Annotated in this window: 16 protein-coding genes; 4 read left to right on the top strand and 12 right to left on the bottom strand. The window is 58.8% G+C overall.

Annotation, left to right across the window (positions count from 1 at the left end; genetic code table 11):
• Window positions 1-28: 28 nt before the first annotated feature.
• Complete coding sequence (locus LT85_RS02780) at window positions 29-907, bottom strand: LysR family transcriptional regulator (RefSeq protein WP_038484971.1); 879 nt, start codon at window positions 905-907, stop codon at window positions 29-31.
• Window positions 908-1,053: 146 nt separating this feature from the next.
• On the opposite strand from LT85_RS02780, the gene LT85_RS02775 reads away from it, so the two are divergent.
• Window positions 1,054-2,157: an NAD(P)H-dependent flavin oxidoreductase gene (locus LT85_RS02775; RefSeq protein WP_081991966.1), complete on the top strand. Its 1,104-nt coding sequence runs from the start codon at window positions 1,054-1,056 to the stop codon at window positions 2,155-2,157.
• Between the two features lie 56 nt (window positions 2,158-2,213).
• On the top strand, window positions 2,214-3,395 hold the full coding sequence (locus LT85_RS02770) for a YbfB/YjiJ family MFS transporter (protein ID WP_038484968.1): 1,182 nt from the start codon (window positions 2,214-2,216) through the stop codon (window positions 3,393-3,395).
• A 2-nt stretch (window positions 3,396-3,397) separates the two neighbouring features.
• Here LT85_RS02770 and LT85_RS02765 read toward each other — a convergent pair whose 3' ends face one another.
• The 6 genes from LT85_RS02765 to LT85_RS02740 all read right to left on the bottom strand — a co-directional run bounded on the left by LT85_RS02765 (window position 3,398) and on the right by LT85_RS02740 (window position 11,536).
• Complete coding sequence (locus LT85_RS02765; RefSeq protein WP_038484966.1) at window positions 3,398-3,628, bottom strand: hypothetical protein; 231 nt, start codon at window positions 3,626-3,628, stop codon at window positions 3,398-3,400.
• 7 nt (window positions 3,629-3,635) lie between these two features.
• Entirely contained in the window at window positions 3,636-5,129 is a 1,494-nt protein-coding gene (locus LT85_RS02760; protein ID WP_038484963.1) for an AMP nucleosidase, read from the bottom strand.
• A 117-nt stretch (window positions 5,130-5,246) separates the two neighbouring features.
• Complete coding sequence (locus LT85_RS02755) at window positions 5,247-5,918, bottom strand: glutathione S-transferase (protein ID WP_038484960.1); 672 nt, start codon at window positions 5,916-5,918, stop codon at window positions 5,247-5,249.
• A 137-nt stretch (window positions 5,919-6,055) separates the two neighbouring features.
• Window positions 6,056-7,627 carry a thioredoxin family protein gene (locus tag LT85_RS02750; RefSeq protein WP_038484957.1) on the bottom strand — a complete coding sequence of 524 codons (1,572 nt, stop codon included), beginning with the start codon at window positions 7,625-7,627 and terminating at the stop codon, window positions 6,056-6,058.
• 83 nt (window positions 7,628-7,710) lie between these two features.
• The gene (locus tag LT85_RS02745; protein ID WP_038484954.1) at window positions 7,711-10,452 is read right to left on the bottom strand and encodes a TonB-dependent receptor; all 2,742 of its coding nucleotides are present in this window, start codon (window positions 10,450-10,452) and stop codon (window positions 7,711-7,713) included.
• A gap of 196 nt (window positions 10,453-10,648) precedes the next feature.
• The gene (locus LT85_RS02740) at window positions 10,649-11,536 is read right to left on the bottom strand and encodes an HTH-type transcriptional regulator ArgP (protein ID WP_038484951.1); all 888 of its coding nucleotides are present in this window, start codon (window positions 11,534-11,536) and stop codon (window positions 10,649-10,651) included.
• Between the two features lie 152 nt (window positions 11,537-11,688).
• Between LT85_RS02740 and LT85_RS02735 the strand changes: the two genes are divergently transcribed.
• Window positions 11,689-14,052, top strand: a complete 2,364-nt coding sequence (locus tag LT85_RS02735; protein ID WP_253273654.1) for a penicillin-binding protein 1A — start codon at window positions 11,689-11,691, stop codon at window positions 14,050-14,052.
• A 4-nt stretch (window positions 14,053-14,056) separates the two neighbouring features.
• Window positions 14,057-14,680 (top strand): trimeric intracellular cation channel family protein, encoded by a 624-nt coding sequence (locus LT85_RS02730; RefSeq protein WP_038484948.1) that lies wholly within the window; start codon window positions 14,057-14,059, stop codon window positions 14,678-14,680.
• A gap of 37 nt (window positions 14,681-14,717) precedes the next feature.
• Here the strand turns inward: LT85_RS02730 and LT85_RS02725 are convergent, their stop codons facing one another.
• The 5 genes from LT85_RS02725 to LT85_RS02705 all read right to left on the bottom strand — a co-directional run bounded on the left by LT85_RS02725 (window position 14,718) and on the right by LT85_RS02705 (window position 19,511).
• The gene (locus LT85_RS02725) at window positions 14,718-15,803 is read right to left on the bottom strand and encodes a porin (protein ID WP_038484945.1); all 1,086 of its coding nucleotides are present in this window, start codon (window positions 15,801-15,803) and stop codon (window positions 14,718-14,720) included.
• 185 nt (window positions 15,804-15,988) lie between these two features.
• Entirely contained in the window at window positions 15,989-16,939 is a 951-nt protein-coding gene (locus tag LT85_RS02720; RefSeq protein ID WP_038484942.1) for a PDR/VanB family oxidoreductase, read from the bottom strand.
• 57 nt (window positions 16,940-16,996) lie between these two features.
• Window positions 16,997-18,031, bottom strand: a complete 1,035-nt coding sequence (locus LT85_RS02715) for an aromatic ring-hydroxylating oxygenase subunit alpha (protein ID WP_038484938.1) — start codon at window positions 18,029-18,031, stop codon at window positions 16,997-16,999.
• Between the two features lie 27 nt (window positions 18,032-18,058).
• A complete protein-coding gene (locus tag LT85_RS02710; protein WP_038484935.1) occupies window positions 18,059-18,292 on the bottom strand; it encodes a recombinase-like helix-turn-helix domain-containing protein in 234 nt (77 codons plus the stop codon).
• 61 nt (window positions 18,293-18,353) lie between these two features.
• The gene (locus LT85_RS02705) at window positions 18,354-19,511 is read right to left on the bottom strand and encodes an FAD-dependent monooxygenase (protein WP_038484932.1); all 1,158 of its coding nucleotides are present in this window, start codon (window positions 19,509-19,511) and stop codon (window positions 18,354-18,356) included.
• Window positions 19,512-19,519: the final 8 nt, after the last annotated feature.

Here is a 19,519-nt window from a genome sequence, read left to right as displayed (position 1 = left end):
CAATTAATTGGGGTCAGAGTCGATTTATTTAGAGCCGACTTATTGCTTCAGCCTGGAGGATCTGGCTAAGAGCGTCGAAAGCCGGGGAGCTGTAATCATGCCGGCGGATCAGGTAGGTCGGGACATTGCCTGCAGGGCCAATGGGGTAGATGGCGAGGCTTTCGGTGCAATTGTGCAGTTCGAGCACGGAACGAGGGGCCAGGGCGATGCCTGCGCCAGCGGCTACGCATGCGAGCATGGCGTGATAGGAGCCGAGTTCGAGGATACGATCAGGGCGACGGCCGGGGATGCCGCCTGAAGCCAGCCAGTTTTCAGCGTGGCGGCGATAGGCGCAGCCGTGTTCGAAGGCAACCAGGGTACGCGTCTGAAGGTCGTCGGGGCTGCTTATCGGCGGGTGGCTGCGCGCTGCTAGCAACACTAATTCTTCGGTATACAAGGGCAGCGCCACCAACGAGGGATCATCCAGCGGGCCGGCTACCAATGCGGCATCGAGCGTGTATGCACGAACCCGGTCGATCAGCATCTGGGTCGGGCCGGTGCTTAGCTCCAGCAGCACGGCCGGCCATTGCTGGTGAAAGCGCGCTAAAGGAATCGGTAAACGGCTGGCGGCTGTGCTTTCCATGGAACCGATGCGCAAACGTCCTTGCGGTACCGCCGGCTGCACCGCTTCGCGCGCTTCGCCGGCCAGATTCAACAGGCGCTCGGCGTATCCCAGCAGGGTTTCGCCGGCTGGGGTCAGCACCAGGCGTTTATGATCGCGGGAAAACAGGCTGACACCCAATGAGACTTCCAACTGGCGTATGCGGGTCGTGACATTCGACTGAACGCGATGCAATTGGGCCGCAGCGCGGGTAATACCGCCTTCGCGCACTACGGTGCGGAAAATTTCCAGGGACAAGAGATCCATGAATCATCTCATTTTAAGATGGGTAATATCCTAATTATTCATTTTTCAGGATGTATATGTCAAGGTAGGATGAACACTATCGCCTGCTGCGCAACATCGATTTAAGCGCATCCATGTCATGACAGCAACTCACCAGGAGCTACAGCATGTCCAATACCAGCCCGCATTCCGATACCAATGCACGCGGACCGCAACCGTCATTCGCCGCCGCGCTCGATATTCGCTATCCGATCGTACAAGGCCCCATGAACGGCGGTTCGCCAATCGAACTGGTCACCGCGGTCAGCAATGCAGGAGGACTAGGCTCTTTTGCCGCCGCCCTGCTCTCGCCGACTGCAATCATCGAAGCCGTCAAGAAAATTCGTACATTGACGAAGCGACCGTTCAACGTCAATTTATTTATCCTGGAAGAAAGCCAGCCTGACGATGCGGAAATCGCCGCGGCGCAAGTGCTCTTGCAACCATTCCGGACCTCACTCGGCCTGGAAGCGGCAAGCAGGCCGCAGAAATTCAGCGAGAATTTCCAAGAGCAACTGGCCGCGCTGCTTGAAGCCGCCCCGCCGGTAGTCAGCTTCACCTTCGGCATTCTCGATGCCGCCACCGTGGCCCAGTTCCAGGCCAAAGGCTGCAAAGTGATCGGCACCGCGACCACGGTTGCCGAAGCCAAGGCCTGGGAACAGGCGGGTGCGGATTTCGTTTGCCTGCAGGGCGCGGAAGCTGGCGGTCACCGCGCTACATTCCTGGGAGACATCGAACAATCCTGCGTCGGCTTGATGACCTTGATACCGCAGGTGGCGGCAGCGGTAAAACTGCCGATCATCGCTGCCGGCGGGATCATGGATGGCCGCGGCATTGCTGCTGCCTTGCTGCTGGGTGCGCAAGCAGCACAACTGGGCACTGCCTTCCTGGCTTGCCCTGAATCCGGCATAGCACCCGCCTGGCGCGAACAACTGGCCAGCGCACGCGACGACAGCACGCGCCTGACGCGCAGCTTTTCCGGCCGCTATGCCCGCGGCATCGTCAATCCCTACATGGAACAAATGCGGCAGCACGAAAGCGTCTTCCCCGCTTATCCGATCCAGAATGCGCTGAGCGCTGAAATACGCCAGACTGCCGCCAAAGCGCAGCACCCCGAATTTATGTCCTTGTGGGCCGGCCAAGGCGTGGCGATGACGCGGCCGATGCCGGCTGAACAATTGGTGGCAACGCTGGCGGATGAATTACAGGCACCGCACGCGATCAATTACTAAAACTGACGATGCACAATATAGATAACTGCCGGCAAGACATAAAGGCAACCATCGCAATGAAGACCGACCACAGCCAGGAAGCGTGGCGCGTAGCGCTGGCAGGCGCGCTGGCCATGGCGGTAGCGATGGGGATCGGCCGCTTCGCCTTCACCCCGCTGCTGCCGATGATGCTGCACGATGGCGTGATCGATCTGACCGCAGGCGGCTGGCTGGCAACAGCAAATTACCTCGGCTACTTTATCGGCGCCCTGTTGTGCATGGCATTGCGCGGCAGCGCTACCGGCCTCATCAAGATCGGCCTTGCGAGTACCGTGCTGCTGACATTGGGGATGGGCATATTCCAGTCGCCCGTCGTATGGCTGGCGTTGCGCACGCTGGCGGGTATCGCCAGCGCCTGCACTTTTGTCTTCGCTTCCGGCTGGTGCTTGCAGCGTCTGACTCAACTCCACGCACACGCGCTAGGCGGCATCATTTATTGCGGCCCTGGCATCGGTATCTTGCTGACCGGGCTGGCGACCAGCGCGATGGTGTCACATGGCTGGAGAGCTTCGTATGGGTGGTTGACCTACGCGCTGCTGGCGCTGATATTGGCGGCGATATCCTGGCGTACTTTTACCGGCTCGTCAGCCGTATTACCTCCGCATGCACCAGCCTCGCATGCGCTGCCGCCAGCACAAATCGCGCGGCAGGCGCGCGGGCTGACCGTCGCTTACGCCTTGGCCGGATTCGGCTACATCATCACGGCGACTTTCTTGCCGGTGATTGCACGCCAGGCCTTGCCGGGCTCCAGCTGGCCGGATTTGTTCTGGCCCCTGTTCGGTATCTGCGTTGCCGCCGGCGCGTGGCTGGCGACCAAGCTGCCGATACACTGGGATAATCGCTTGCTGCTGGCTGCCTGTTACCTGGTGCAGGCAGGCGGCGTATTGCTCAGTGTGGCGTCACCCAGCGTGGCCGGCTTTGCGCTCGGCAGCATCCTGCTGGGAATGCCGTTCACCGCGATCACCTTGTTTGCGATGCGCGACGCTCGCCGCCTGCGTGGCGATCACGCGCGCAGCCTGATGGGATTGTTGACGGCGACCTACGGCATAGGCCAGATTATCGGGCCGCCACTGGCGACTCGCCTGGTCCGTGGCAGCGGCAATTTCACCTCGTCGTTATGCGTGGCAGCATTCGCGCTGCTGGCTGGCGCCTGCCTATTGAGCATGGTGTATCGACAGGACCGCAAACAACGCGCCTGAACTCACTCTGCGGCGAATTCTGCCGCCGCCTTGGCGGTCCACAGCGCCTTGTTATACGAAGGAAATGGCGCATCGTAACCGTCGATCGCGCCATCCTCATCGACAAAATGCACCCACCATCCGGCATCGTCCTGGACCAGGGCGATGTCACCGTTGCCGCAGTGCTCCGGAATCGCTTCGCCCACCGTCAAGGTGACGATATTGATACGCCGGTGCTTGATCGCTGTAGACATGCCGGGATTAACGGAACGCCGGTTCGCTGAAGCTGCGCAGCTTGCGGCTGTGCAGTTGTTCCACACCCTGATTGCGCAGCAATTCCAGCGCCTTGATACCGATCTTCAAATGCTGGTTGACGCGTTGCTCGTAAAACCGGTTAGCCATGCCCGGCAATTTGATTTCGCCGTGCAGCGGTTTGTCCGACACACACAGCAAGGTGCCGTAAGGAACGCGGAAACGGAAGCCGTTGGCGGCGACAGTCGCGCTTTCCATATCCAGCGCAATTGCCCGGCTCTGGTTAAAGCGCAGTAACGGTTTGCGATGATCGCGCAACTCCCAGTTACGGTCGTCGATCGAGGCGACGGTGCCGGTACGCATGATGCGTTTCAGCTCATAGCCTTCCAGCTGTGTGATGGCCGCCACCGCGTCTTGCAAAGCGAGTTGTACCTCAGCCAGCGCCGGTACAGGCACCCATAATGGCAGATCGTCATCCAGCACATGGTCATCGCGTACATAGGCATGTGCCAGGACATAATCGCCCATCCGCTGCGAAGTCGACAAACCGGCGCAATGCCCCAGCATGATCCAGCCGTGCGGACGCAATACCGCTACGTGATCAGTGATGGTTTTTGCATTCGACGGCCCTACTCCGATATTGATCAGCGTGATGCCGGAACCGTCTTCGCGCTGCAAATGATATGCCGGCATTTGCGGCTGGCGGGATGGCGCCACGCCGGTCAAAGAACGGCCGGACGGCAGGTCATCCAGATTGGCGTTCCAGGTCGTGAGATCCCCTGGCTCGACAAACGCCGAGTATTGCTGGCGGTAGGCGCGCTGCTCCGGATCGCTGGTGGCTTGCATCAGTTCACGCCCCATGCGGATGAATTCGTCGATATAGAAAGCGTAATTGGTGAACAGCACATAGCGCTGGAAACGATCCGGCGAGGTAGCCGTGTAATGCTTCAGCCGATGCAACGAATAATCGACGCGCGGTGCGGTAAACAAAGCCAGCGGATGCGGATCCCCCGGAAATTCTTCAAACGTGCCGTTGACGATGCGGTCGTCCATGGTCGCCAGGTTCGGCAGATCGAATACATCCGGCAACGTGCGCAGATGGTCGGGGTCCAGCGTGCCTTCGACATGGATTCCTTCGGGGAAGGCAAAGTGCACTGGAATAGGCATTTCGCTGACGCCGATTTCCAACGGCACGTCATGATTGTCGCGCAGCAGCTTGAACTGGCTGACCAGGTAATTGGTGTAGAGCGAAGGACGCGTCAATGTGGTTTCATAGACGCCGGGACCGGAGACGAATCCGAACGAATGACGGGTATCGGCACGGGTGTTGAATTCGGTGGTGACGCGCACAAACGGATAGCAGGCGCGGACCCGGTCCGGCATCACCTCGCCATTCGAAAATCGCTTGAAGGCTTCGCGCAGCAAGGCAGTGTTGTGCTCGTAAATCTCGCGCACGCGCTCGACGGCTGCGTGGGGATCGGTGAATTGCTCAGTGGGGAACATTGACTCTCCGTAGCGGTATCAGTTGCGCTCGGGCCCGGCGATTTTATCCGGGCCGTATGACGCAATTCTACTGTGATTGGAGAGTGAGCGCGCAGAGAGTATCCGCGGCAGCTGTGACTATTTCAACAAATCGTACTTGCCGCCTCTTTCAATCGCACGCTGATAGGCTGGACGTGCATGGATCCGCTGCAAGAAATCGAGCAGACGTGGCCGGCTGGCGTCGAGGCCGCCACGCGATTGAAATGCTTCCAGCGGAAAACTGATCTGGATGTCGGCGGCGCTGAATGCTTCGCCTGCGAACCAGGTGGATTTGCCCAGCTCGCCTTCCATGAAATCCATATGCGACTTCAGCTGCGGATCGATGTAGCTGCGCTGTACGCCCTTTGCAATCATGCGCGCAACAGGTCGCAGCAGCGCTGGCATTGGAGGATGTCCAAGACGGCCGAAGATCAGCTTCATCAGCAACGGCGGCATGGCCGAGCCTTCGGCGTAGTGCAGCCAATAGGTATAGCGCAAGCGGTCCTTGCTGTCGGCGGCCGGAATCAGGCGGCCATAGCCATACTTCTGCACCAGGTATTCGATAATCGCGCCGGATTCGGCAATCGTGTTGTCGCCATCCGTAATCACCGGCGATTTACCCAGCGGATGAATCGCCTTTAGCGACGGCGGCGCCAGCATGGTTTTGGGGTCGCGCTGGTAAGACTTGATTTCATAGGCCAGCCCCAGCTCTTCGAGCAACCACAGCACGCGCTGTGAACGGGAATTGTTGAGGTGATGGACAATTATCATGGTCGGCTGATCCGGTCAGGTAAATGGGAAACTGCGGCACTGGTTGCTTGCATATGCTTGCAAACAAGTGCCGCTAGCGTAACCCATTTACCGAGAATCATTCTTTCCTTACCGACTTATCCCAAGCAAGTTAGAGGCTACGCTCGGGTCGGACTCAGCAATCCCTGGCAGGTTGCGCGCTGGGCATCTGCCGTCGGCAGTTTGACGCACACGCCATCCAGCTGACCGCGCAAGCGGCCCAACGCAGCCTCATGGCTGCCCCCGCTGTTCCAGGCCGTGAGTTTTTGTCCGAGGCGTTCCAGCACCGAACGATTGCGTTCATAAAACGCGTTCTGGGTGCCGCCAAGTTCCTGGAATACGCCATGGGCGACCTTCTCGATACGCGTTTCGTCCTGCGGCGCCAGCTCCAGCAATCCGGACAGATACGCCACGCCCCATTGCAAGCGGGTCGCCGGGCCTTGCGCAGCCTGATAGGCTTGCTCGTACCAGTTGATGGCCGCGCCCTTATCGCCGCGTTTCTTAGCATTGGACGCCAGGCTAAGCATGAAATAGTAAGGTGCATGCGAGCGCTTCAGTTCCGCTTTGAGCAAGCTGTCCGAATCGTCCAGCAGACCTGCATCGCTCAAGGCATGAGCAGCGGTATTGATGACTGATTGACGCTCGAAGGCGTCGGTGGTGGCGCTGTCGGCTTGCGCCACTTTTTGCCGCACTTCTTTAATCAACGCGGGTGACAAGGCGCCGTCCGGATTATCTATGCGCGCCAGCGATACCTGCGCCGCCAGCGCCGACAGCCGGTCGGTTTTCGACAACGTGGCGTCGACCGACAGGCGCTGCATGGCAAGGTTCGAGGCCGCCAGCAATTTCGTCCGCGACGCCGATTTAGGATCGCTCGCCAATTGCACCAGCTCCACCGGATAGTTGGTCAATATATCCATGTTCTCGCGCGCGCTGCGGACATCGCTCAACGTCTTGTTCAATTGCGCCGCGGCTACGGTTTTGTCGACCACGCCAGACTCTCCCGGCTTCGCCGTGCCGGCCGCCACCAGTGCGCTCAGCGCCAGGCGATTGGCGATGTCGCCGGCCGGGCTGGCTGCCGCCAGCCGCTTCAAGGTCGCGGGTAAATCCTTGCGGCCGACCAGCTGCTGCTCATCGGTATCCCACGAGTAGTAAGCCAGAAGACGCCATTCATCCGCAGTCAGTTTGCCGCCGGCCAGGGCGGCTTGCAAGGTTTGCCGTACCGGACGGTTGGCGCTGATGCCGAGCGTCAGCGTTTGCAGGTAGCGCTCCGCATCTACTTCGCCAGGCAGGCGGGTGATTTCCGTCCCGTCCGGCTTGAACAGGATCATGGTCGGATAGCCGCGCACCTTGAAACGCTCGCCGAGCTTTTGCGCACCGGCGCTATCGCCATCGATATGCACCGGTACGAAGAAACGCGAACGCTCGATGAATCCCTGACGGTTGAATATGGTCGCCTTGACTTGATTGCAGGGCGGACACCAGGTCGCGCCCCAATACAGGAACAACGGTTTGTTGTTGGCTTTGGCATAAGCAAAAGCGGCGTCGACGTCGCCTTCATACCAGTTGATGCCTTCGGTCGTGGCTGCCGCGGCGGTCGCTGGCTTTTGGCTGGCGGCGGGTAGCGCCAGGACCGTTCCGGCTGCGCACATCAGGGTAGCGACGAGAGCAGCGGTAGCAGAGTGGATTTTCATCGTGTACTTGTATAAATGGTTAAACCGCAAAAGGAACGGCGTTGCGCCGTGCCTTTTGCGGCCGGATAAATACCGGTCAGGCTCTAAGAACCAAAGTGATAATTAAACTCCAGCCATCCCTGGCGGCCATAAGGATTATAGTTTCCTACAGGATAATACGGCCAGCCTGCGGTATTGTCTTGTTTCACCGAATTGAACACATTGTTGACGATCAGCGATACCGACGCCTGCGGACTGATCTGGTAGCTGGCGCTCAGATTGACCAGCGCAAACGGCGAGATGCGACGGGTCTGGTCGGCGCTCGGCAAGCTGCCGTAGCGCGTGACTTGCGCCGTGCTGGTCCACTGGCCGCGCAGCCAGGTGAGGCTGGCGTTGACCTTGGAACCCCAATCCGGATTGGTCAGGGAATTCAGCAGATCCTGATCGGGATCGGCCGCAAATTGCCGGTAGTGATGGCTGAGCACCTTGGTATAGTTCGCTTTCAGCAGGAAATCGCCGACACCGCCGCCCTTGATGCGCCATTTGCCGCTGAAATCCAGGCCGCTGGTGCGCTCCTGTGCTGCATTGATCGGGTTCACCAGGATGTTCTGGATCGCATTCGGCTGGAAGATGGCGTTGGGCGGATTGCGGATGACGCGCGTCAGCGCATCCACGCAGGTGGGCGAATTGATATCCAGGTTGCCGGCGCGGCAATTCGCTTCATTATGCAAAATGATATCGGGATCGAGATTGGTCACCAGATTGTCGATCTGGATACGCCAGAAATCGGCCGAGACATCGAAGTTGGAGCTTGGCGACCAGACCACGCCGTAGCTCCAGGATTTGCCGTTTTCCGGCTTCAGGTCCTTGCTGCCGGTCTGAATGTAATTCGCACCCGGCGAATAATTATTGTAGGCGCAACCGGCCAAAGCTTGCCCCGCCAGCTGGCACCGGTAGTAATCGGTGGTCGCCGCATAGTAGCCACGGGTGGTGGTCGAATAAATGTAATTCATGTCTGGCGCACGGAAGCTGGTGGCATAGTTACCGCGAAACAGCAGGGTTTTGGCAGGACGGAATTCAAGCCCGGTGTTATAGGTGAACTTGCCGTCGCTACGGCCGGCAAAACTGTAATCGTCATAACGGCCGGCGACGGTCGCCACCAGTTGCTCGAGCAGCGGGATATTCAACTCCGTACCCAGCGCATAACGCTTGCGCGAACCGCTGGCGCCCTCGGCGCCCGACTGGTTGTAGAACACTCCCTGGTTGATTTGCGGGTCCGGCGTATTGCTGAATCCCTGGCTGCCAAGCTCCGCCACCGCCGCCAGGCGCACCGGCCCGGCGGGTAAATTGAATAGCTCGCCGTTGGCGCTCAGGCTCAGTGTCTGGGTCCACGATTTGTTGCGGCTGATGGCTTCACCGGTGATCGAATTGAATTGATCCGGCGTCAGGGGCTGGTAGAGCCGGTTCGGATTCGGCGCATAGATAGCGACGCCATCAGAATTGTAGCCAAGCCGCGGGCCAAGGAAAAAGCTGTCGACGTTAGTCAGCAACAACGGCGTGGTCTGCCGGCTGGTATAAGCGGAAATATTATATGCCGCCTCGTAGTTCCAGCTGCTGGTGGCCGGGATATCTCCGCGCACGCCGATGCTCCAGTTGCCGGCGACGTCATTCCACTTTCTGTTGTAGCGCGTAGCGCCACCGATTTCTTCCGGCGCAATACGGCGCGACCAGCTCTCGTTGGCGCCGGTATTCTGGTTGAAAAAATAGCTGTTGCCAGCCCCTTCGGAAGTCCAGCTCGGTCCACGCGTATTGTTTTGCGTCGTATTAAAGCCCAGCATCAGATCGCTGAATACCTCGGTCTTGGGGCTCAACTGATAAGTCAGGCTGCCAAACAGGTTTTCACTCTCGTTCTGCGTCATGGTGGTCCAGTAAGCAGGTTTAGCTTTGCCGCTGGCGCAATACGGGTCACTGGTTTGCACCACGCTGTTATAGAACAACTTGCCAAGCTGGCCGCAACCGTTGGCGCCGGGATCCACGTAATTGCCGCTGTCGACATTCATCCGTGAGGCGATCCGGGTCGGCGCGGTGCCGTCGGACGACGCCGACGACATGAAATCGCGCTGACGGCTCCAGATCGGCTGGGTACGGCTCAGCTCTACGCCGAACACCCCGCTCAGGTCGCCGCTGCTGCCGCCACCGGTAAACTGGATGCGCTGGTTGGAACCACCGCCGTCTTGCGTGCCGCCGGCCTTGACATTGAGATCGAAGCCGCTGGCCTTCTTTTTCAGGATGACGTTGACCACGCCGGCGATCGCGTCGGAGCCATAGACTGCCGATGCGCCGCCGTTCAATATCTCGATGCGGTCGACCAGCGCCGACGGAATATTCGCCAGGTTGACGAAATTGACCGAGCCGTCGTACGCCACCGGATAGTCGGCGACCCGTCGGCCATTGACCAGGATCAGCGTGTGATTCGGCCCGAGGCCGCGCAAGCTGATGGTGTTCGCCGCAGGAGTAAAGGTATTGCCGTAGTCGGCGCCCTGCGTCATGCCGGTGTTTTGCGTTTGCGCGCTGAGCGCATCGAAGACGTTGCGATAGCCTTGTTTCTCGATATCCTCGCCGGTAATCACGGTAACGCTGGTCGGACCCTCCTTGCTGGCGCGAGGAATGCGGGAGCCGGTGATCAATACCTGTTTGCCATCGTTACCCGAAGCTGCTGCTGTGTCATCTACTGCCGGGGTTGTTTGCGCCGTTTGCGCGTACGCTGCCTGATAGAGGTTTGGAACGCCATAGGCGATCAATAGCGACAGCGCGGAACGCGCCGGCCAGGTGTTGAATCTCTGCATGTATATGTCTTCCTTCCCATGTTTTCTTTTGTAAAGAACTGTTTCGTTCTTTAATGGGAGATTAGAATACAATATCCATACGGCAATAGAAACTGATGTATTTACATATCCTTATGCGTTGCATGAGGAAGGAAAATTGTTGCCTCGACAACTGCATTGAAAGCTGAAATTTGCAGGTCCAGTTCCCTTGGAAAGATCATTTAAGGATCTTCCGAGCCGCTGCAATGATCTGGCGCGACAAGTTTTCCATACGGGGCGACTGCACCTTCCAGGTGTGCCAGTACAGCTCCAACTCCAGCGGCCTGGTCGGCGCCAGATGTATTACTTCATTCTTCTTTCCTGCGGCCTTGAGTAGCAACTCGGGCACCATACCATAACCGAGGCCATAACGAATTGCATTGAAGTGCGAAGCGGCGCCCGGAACGTAATGGCAGGGATATGCCCCCTCCGGCAACCCTAGCTTGCTGAGTAAGAATGAAGACTGCAAGGTGTCCTTATGCGTGTACGCCACCACCGGCGCGTTGCGTGCAGCCTTGCGCGTCAAGCCATCGGCGAACCAATGGTCGCGGAACGTTTCCGCTGCCACTAGCCAGTAGCGCATCACGCCCAGCAATTCCGCAGAACAGCCGCGCATCGGTTTTGATTCGGTGCTGATGCAGCCGATCGCCAGGCCGGTCTCCAGCAAAGAATAGGTATGATCCTGATCCTCCACGGTCAAATCCAGCAGCACTCGCTCCCGTATCAACACATCCGACAATGCCGGGAAAAACCAGGTCCCGATCGAGTCGGCATTCAACGCCAGCACCAGTGTCAGCGGTGCATCCTGTTCCACCGCCAGTTCCGCCGCCAGATCGGTTTCCAGCAGCTTTGCGCGCTTCAGGTATTGCATCAGCCGCTGCCCCATGCGGGTTGCGCGGGCCGGGCGGCTGCGCACTATCAAGGCGCTGCCAAGCTGGCTTTCAAGAGCACGCACGCGCTGGGAAATCGCCGGCGACGTCAGATGCAACCGCAAGGCCGCCTGCTCAAAACTGCCGGTTTCGATCACGGCACGGAAGGCCTCGGTGTGTTTGGGATTGAGTTTCATCCGCGCCATCCTTAGATTAGAAATATTTATGACTACTTAATAATACTTAATTTTATTAAGTATATCCCTCGCTGCCGTCACAATGGCCGCTCACCAGTCCGTCACACCCCGCATCCGCCAAAGATTCGTGTGCCATATCAACAGGAGCGACCATGCGGCAACCCGCCATGCAAGAAAAAACCGGCATCTCCCGCCGCCTCAAATTCATCCTCGGTTTTAGCATCGGACTGATCCTTGCCGCCGGGCTCACCGGCGGTTATTGGTTGCGCCATGCCTGGCAACAACTGCCCGCGGTAGATCATCTGGCGCAATATAATCCTGCGCTGCCGTTGCGAATTTATTCCAGTGAAGGAATCTTGCTGGCGGAATATGGCGAAGAGCGCCGCGAGTTTCTGCCGATTGGACAAATTCCGCTGGTAATGCGGCAAGCTCTGCTGGCAATCGAAGATGCGCGCTTCTATGAGCACGGCGCCGTCGATTTCGTCGGCCTGATGCGCGCTTCTTTCGCCAATCTGCTCACCGGCCAGCATGGGCAAGGCGCCAGTACTATCACCATGCAGGTAGCGCGCGGATTTTTCCTGACACGCGAGAAAACCTTGCAGCGCAAACTAAATGAAATTCTGCTTTCCTACAAGCTGGAGCAGCAATACAGCAAGGACAAGCTGCTTGAGCTATACATGAACCAGATCTATCTCGGCGAGCGCTCGTATGGCTTTGCTGCGGCGTCGAACATTTATTTCGACAAGCCGCTGGAGCAGATCAGCATCGCCGAAGCGGCCATGCTGGCCGGCTTGCCGAAGGCGCCGTCCGCTTACAACCCGGTAGCGAACCCGCAGCGCGCAGCGACGCGCCAGCACTATATTTTGCAGCGCATGCTGGAACTTGGCTATATCAACCAGGAAAATTTTCAGCAAGCCACTGCGGAAAAGCTGGTGATCAACCCGACCCGCAATCCTTCGGTGCGGGAAGCTGCATATGCTGTAGAAGAAGCGCGGCAGATGGTGATGCAGCTGTATCAGGAACGCGCCTACACCATGGGTCTGGACGTCACCACCACGCTCCAGATGGAGCCTCAATTGGCGGCCGATAAACACTTGCGCTCCGGCCTGCTGGATGCGCAGGGTCGTCGCGGCTATCGCGGCCCGGAGGCGCAGCTTGGCGCCGCTGCTACCAATAGCGAAGCCGCCAAGATGTTGCTGCCCTATCCGGATAGCGGCGAAATCCGCGCTGCGATCGTCACCGCCATATCGCCGAAGCTGATCCATGCCACGCTACGTAACGGTCAGGCCCTGCAGATCAACAACATGGATCCGCGCATCGCCGGCGGCTGGGCAAAACTGCCAGCCAGCGGCAAGCGCAACATTGCTGCAGGTTCCGTGATCCGGGTCTATCGCGACAGCGGCGATCGCTGGCTGCTGAGCCAGACGCCGGAAATGGAAGGCGCACTGATTTCTGTCGATGCGCAAAGCGGCGATATCCTGGCGCTGGCCGGCGGTTTCGATTTTTTCCGCAACCCCTTCGATCATGCGCTGCAGGCTTATCGCCAGCCTGGTTCAAGCTTCAAGCCCTTTGTCTATTCTGCTGCGCTGGAAAAAGGCTATTTCCCCGGTACGCTGGTCGATGACACCCAGCGCGTGCTGCTGCCGCAAGATACCGGCGCCCGTGCCTGGCGGCCGCGCAATTTCGGCAATAATTATGAGGGCTTCATCACCGTTCGTCGCGGTCTGATGCGCTCGAAGAATCTGGTGGCGGTGAGTCTGATGCAGGCGGCCGGAGCCGGTTATGTACAAGCGTTTGCAACGCAATTCGGTTTCCTGTCCGAGCGCAACCCGGTATCCCTGCCGCTGGCGCTGGGCGCCGGCGCAGTGACGCCGCTGCAATTGGCGCAATCCTACGCTGTGTTCGCCAACGGCGGCTATTCCCAGCCGCCACGGCTGATCAAGGAAATCCGCGACCGTTCCGGTCAGGTGCTGTTTGCCGATACGCCAAGAAAAAACCTGGGGAAAAAGATCGTGTCTGCCCGCAACGCTTACGTCATGGACAGCATGCTGCAAGACGTCGTCAAATCCGGCACAGGCCACGGCGCCAAGATGCTGAAGCGCGGCGATACGGCGGGCAAAACCGGCACCTCCAACAATGCCTATGACGCCTGGTTCGCCGGTTATTCATCGGGCGTGGTATCGGTAGTCTGGCTGGGCTATGATCAGCCTAAATCGCTGGGCAACACCACAGGCGGGGTAGCCGCCTTGCCGATCTGGAGCCGCTATATGCAGGTTGCATTGAAGGACCGCAATGAGCGCCTGCAAGAAGAGCCGGCAGGTCTCAGCGTGTACGATGGCGATTACGTCTATTCTGAATATCTGAAGGGCAGTTGCATGGCAGACAGCAATCCCTTCATTCACAGCAAGCTCAAATGCCAGGCCGACGGCAGTAGTGATCAAGCGATTGAGAAAGAAGCCTTGAACGCAGCGCAAGAACGCGCACAGATTCTGAAATTATTTTCTTCCGGAGATTAAGGCCATGCTACTGCACACTATCTATCTGGTTGCGATCGTGGCGGAGGCCATGTCTGGCGCCATCATGGGCATGCGGCGCGACATGGACCTGTTCGGCATCTGCGTGGTTGGCACGATCACCGCGCTGGGTGGCGGCACCATCCGCGACGTTTTGTTGGGAAATTATCCGCTGGGCTGGATTGCTCATCCCGAGTACCTGCTGTTCACCATCGGCGCGGCCATCGTCACCGCCATGGTGGCGCGCTTCCTGCATCATCTGCGCAGCGTGTTCCTGGTCGTCGACGGCCTCGGCCTGGTGGCTTTCAGCGTGATCGGCTGCGATATCGCCCGCGCCAACGGCATGGTTCCAGGCATCGTGATCCTGGCCGGCATGATTACCGGCGTGTTCGGCGGCTTGCTGCGGGACGTGCTGTGCAACGAGATTCCACTGGTGCTGCAGCGCGAGCTGTACGCCACCATCGCGCTGTTCACCGGCGCTTTGTATGTCGGCCTGTTGTGGTTGAATGTCGATCCGAGCGTCGCACCGCTAGCCGCTATCGGCGTCGGCTTCGTGGTCCGCCTGCTGGCCATGCGCTTCCACTGGAAATTGCCGAGTTTTAACGGCAGCGGTATTCGGGGATTTGAATAAAGGACCGTCCGCAGACGGCCCGTTTTCCATTCCTGTCTTAGAACGAGTGATGCATGCCGACCGTCGTCACCAACTGACTAGGCCCGCCAGAAACACCGGTCGAACCGCCGACGCCGGTGCCGTTCATGACGGCATATTTGGCGTCGCCGCCCGCGCGCTGATAGGCTGCTTGCACATATAGCTCAGTGCGCTTGGACAAGGCATGCACATTGCTCAGACTGACAGTATTCCAGCGTGCGCCCTCCAGTTTTGACAAACCATAGCCGACGTTCAATGTGTCGGCCGTTGCGTAATGCCAGGCCAGGCCGAGATCGAGGTTTTTCTGTTTCGGCGCAACATCCGTCGGCAATGCAATCTTGACCTGGGTGTACATACCGTTCAGCCGCACGCTGCCGATCGTATAACCGACCCCGGCCGCCACCGTGGTCAGGCTGTTGAAAACGGTAGCCGCACTACCGAGCCCGACGCTACCCAGAAATGCGCCAGCATAACCAGCCGGCCGGTCATTCAGTTTGGAGTAGGCCAGCACGGCGCGTAACGGACCGTTCACATAACTGGCGCCTGCGCTCAGATTACGGCCCTTGCTGTTATCGCCTGCGACCTCGCCGAAACCGACCATACCGCTCATCTGCAGGCCGGCGAAGGTCGGCGACGTATAGCGCACGGCATTGTCGAACTGGTAGGTATTGGCCAGGCTGTCCAGGTTACCGGGATGGAACAGGTACCAATTGGTCAATTGATAGCCGTTGCTGAGTTTGCCGGCATAGTCGAACACGATATCCGGCATATGGCCCATGGTGATGGCGCCGAAATCGCCTGACAGGCCTACCGTACTCATGCGGTTGAACAGCTTTCCTGCCGAAGGCTGCGCACCGGTATCCGTATAAAATCCGCTTTCCAGCTGGAAGGTGGCTTTCATGTTGCCGCCCAGGTCTTCGCTTCCGCGAAAACCGATGCGGTCCGGCTGCATCGTACCCTGATCTTCCCGCACCACGGATTTCCCGCCCAGATTATTGACGTAGGCAACGCCTGCATCCAGGCTGCCGTAGATCGTCACATTGCTTTGTGCAAATGCACTCGCCGCCAGACCGCTAGCCGCCACGGCCATCAGTATTTTTTTCATGCGTGTCTCCCCTCATCGAATTACCACGGCCTCGGCCGTGTCCACCTTTCCCATATGCCCCGCGCCTACGAGATGTGTGCTTGGCGGATCGTTGATATCACTCTTGTTTTATATGTGAACCAACGTTCCATAAAAATGGTTGCACAAAAAAATACCCGAAGCCGATTCGGGTAAATGCTTTGCGACTACAGGTCGAGTACCAGACGCTGTCCTTTGCAGCCTGATACGCACACCATCATGATCTTGTTCGATGCGCGCTCGCTCTTGCTGAGCACGCCGTCGCGGTGATCCGGTTCGCCTTCCAGCACCCGGGTTTCGCAAGAGCCGCAGACGCCTTCGCGGCAGCTATGCTCAACGTCCAGGCCGGCATCCAGCAAGGCATCCAACAGCGATTTCCCGGCAGGCACCGAAATGGCCTTCTTGCTGCGCGCCAGTTCTGCCACGTATTCTCCGTTTTGCACCGCAGTGATATTTTCAGCGGCGGCGAAACGTTCGATATGCACATTCGGCAAATCCAGCTCGGCGCAGATAGCTTCGAAAGCGTTCAGCATAGGCGTCGGACCGCAACAATAGAAATGCGCATCCTTCGGTTTGCTTGCCAGATAGGCGCGCAGATCGGGCGGTGCCCCTTGCTCGTCGTCGAAATGTCCTGTGACGCCGTCCTGCTGCAACAGCGTCGCACTGAATGCCGCCTCGGCGCGCGACCTGGCGCAATACAGCAACTCGACCGACTTGTTCCGGCTGCGCAGGTGATTCAGCATGCACGAGATCGGTGTAATGCCAATGCCGCCTGCGATCAGCACTGAATGGCTCGCTGACTCGTCGAGTGCAAAATTGTTGCGTGGTGCAGAGATCGTCATGGTCGAGCCGACGCGCAGTTGCTCATGCACGTAACGCGAGCCGCCGCGGCTGTTGCGGTCGTTCAGTACGCCGACCACATAGCGTTGGCGTTCCGTCGGCGCGTTCAACAAGGAATAGCTGCGTACGACGCCGTTGCCCAGATGCAGATCGATGTGGGCGCCGGCCTCGAAAAGCGGCAACTCGGCGTCGCCGATCGCCTCAAGTTCCACGCTGACGATGCCTTTTGCCTCGTAGCGCATTGCCTGGACCCGAACCGAAATCAAAGAACTGCTCATAAAAACCTCATACTAAACAATAACCCGTTTCAAGCCGACGCCGAACCGGGAAACTCATCACGCCTTCACCTGCTCCGTTGCTTCTTCTTTGGCCAGTTGTTCCTTGGCTAGATTACGCATATGCCGACGCCAGCGAACGATGCCCATGTCGTGCTGATACAGCATCTCGCGCTGGTTGGCGTCCGGCTCCATCACTTCCAGCACCACGCGGTCCTGCTCCAGCACAGCCCAATGGCGCGCTTCCAGGCGGTTGCGATACAGGAAGCGCCAGGTATCGCGCTGCCATCCGCTGAGCTTGCGGCAACGCCAGAAAAAGACGGCAGAGACGTTCTCGCTGATCGGGGTATAGCTGCCAATGATGAAAAAACTGCCGCCCGGGCCGCCGGTTTTCGGATACGGGATCGCCAGACGCATCCAGTGCAGATCAGTGTCGGCCCATTCGGTCCAGTCGAAATTGACGTCGCGCTGCCCTTCTTTTTCAAACACGAAACCGATGTCGGTTTCGCGCACGCGGAAGGTGGCTGTATTGTCGCCTTCGGCCATCGAGTGCGATTGCTTGTGCAGGAAAGTGCCATGCATCGGATCCATCACGTTGTCGGTGACGTAGCGATAACCGCCCTTCCATTCCGCATAGCAGAGAAAATTGGAAAACTCGTCGCTGGTCAATTCCTCCGGCAGGCGCAATGGCGGCGGCTGGTCGACATCGACGCTGGAGTTGTACAGGAAGATCGCGCCGCAAGCCTCTTGCACATGGAATGAACGCGTTGCCTTGGCGCCTTCCAGCTTGCAACCCGGGCTGCCCGGCACGCTGGTGACAACGCCATCGAAGCGCACCTGCACACCGTGATAGCCGCAGGCAATGCGATCGCCCAGTGCCATCCCCATCGACAACGGCGCGCCACGGTGCGGACAATGATCTTCCAGTGCATGCAACTTGCCGGAGGTTTCGCGCCAGATGACGAACTTCCGTCCCAGGCGGCGCAGCGACACCGGCCGCTCGGCTACAAATTCGGACGGGCAAATCGGGTACCACAAATCTTTCAATCCAACGGCGAGCACCGCTTCAACCGGATCATTGGCTATCGTTCTCATCACTATCTCCTGAATGGATCGGTCTGCTTACGCAGCCAGTCTTGCAATTTCTTCTTGGTACAAAGTTTCGGTCCAGATACCTTCGTTCAGTGGGCAGCCCGGTCCGGTGCGGTTCAAATACGCGACCAGTTCCGATAAATCGTGTATCCCTGCCCCAAAGGCGCGCTCGATGGAATCGCCCAGCAGATCTTCATACTGAGTCGGCGGGCGACGGCGCGCCTGATGCGGGTTGAGATAGATGTCTTGTTTGATTTCGTTCATTGCAGTCTCCAAATGTGCTTCGCTTGTCGTTCGCAGCTGTCAGTTGCCGGGCGAACCGGCTTTACACCGTTTCCGTTTCCGCTTCCGCTTCCAGCGGTACGGCCCATGCGTCATAGCCGTAGACCCAATCGGCGTTGCCGCCTTCGCGCAGCCAGTTATTACCGCGCGATCCTATCTGTATCTTGCTGGTGCGTTCCAGGCGCAACGCTTCATAGCGCTGCAGCGCCTGAGGAACGACGGCCAGGGTTGTCGCGTTTTCCAGGCAGCGCGCCAGCACTACCGCATCTTCGATCGCCATGCCGGCGCCTTGCGCCATGAACGGCATCATCGGATGGCTAGCGTCGCCGAGCAGCGTCATGTTGTCCTTGGACCAATGCGGCAGCGGATCGCGCTCATATAAAGCGGTCTTCAACACTTCGTCACAGGCGTCCAGTAGCGCACGTGCGTCGCCATGAAAACCAGCGTAGCTGTCGCGCAGTTCCTGCACGCTGCCCGGTGTGGTCCACGACTCCAGGTGCCAGGTTTCCTGCGCCGTGGTGGCAAAGATGAAAATGTCCTTGCCGCGATTGAGTGGAAAAGTGACGATCTGGCTTTCGGGATTCGACCCCCACCATTTGGTGAATGCCTGCAGGTTCGGTATGCCGGCGACGCTCTCCGCAGGAATCACCGCACGGAAAGCCACCACGCCGGTAAAGCGAGGATTTTCCGCGCCGAACATCGCGGTGCGCACTACCGAGTGAATGCCGTCGCCGCCGATCAGCACATCAACTTTGTCGCTCGTGCCATCGGTGAACTTGAGCGTGATGCCTTGGCTGTCCTGCGTAATCGCCTCGGCGCGCTTGGCAAACCTGACGCGCTCGGCAGGGAAAATCTCTGCCAGCGCCGCCAGCAGGTCAGCGCGGTGTATCGTCAATTGCGGAGCGCCGTATTTTTTTTCGGCGGTGTCACCCATTTCCAGGCGTGAAGTCTCTTCGCCGCTATCCCAGGTACGGCTGATCCGGTGCGTAGGACGCGCAGCAGTACGACGCACCGCCTCGCCTATGCCCAGACCATCCAGAGCACGTACCGCATTCGGTGTCAGGTTAATGTCGGCGCCGACACGCAGGAATTGTTTGGATTGCTCGTACACGACGACGTCGTGGCCGGCGCGGTGCAAGGCAATCGCCGCCGTCAGGCCGCCGATGCCGGCGCCGAGAATACCGATTTTCAACGAAGACATGTTATTTC

Source organism: Collimonas arenae (assembly GCF_000786695.1).
Lineage (GTDB): Bacteria > Pseudomonadota > Gammaproteobacteria > Burkholderiales > Burkholderiaceae_D > Collimonas > Collimonas arenae_A.
This window is presented reverse-complemented; position numbering and strand designations above follow the sequence as displayed.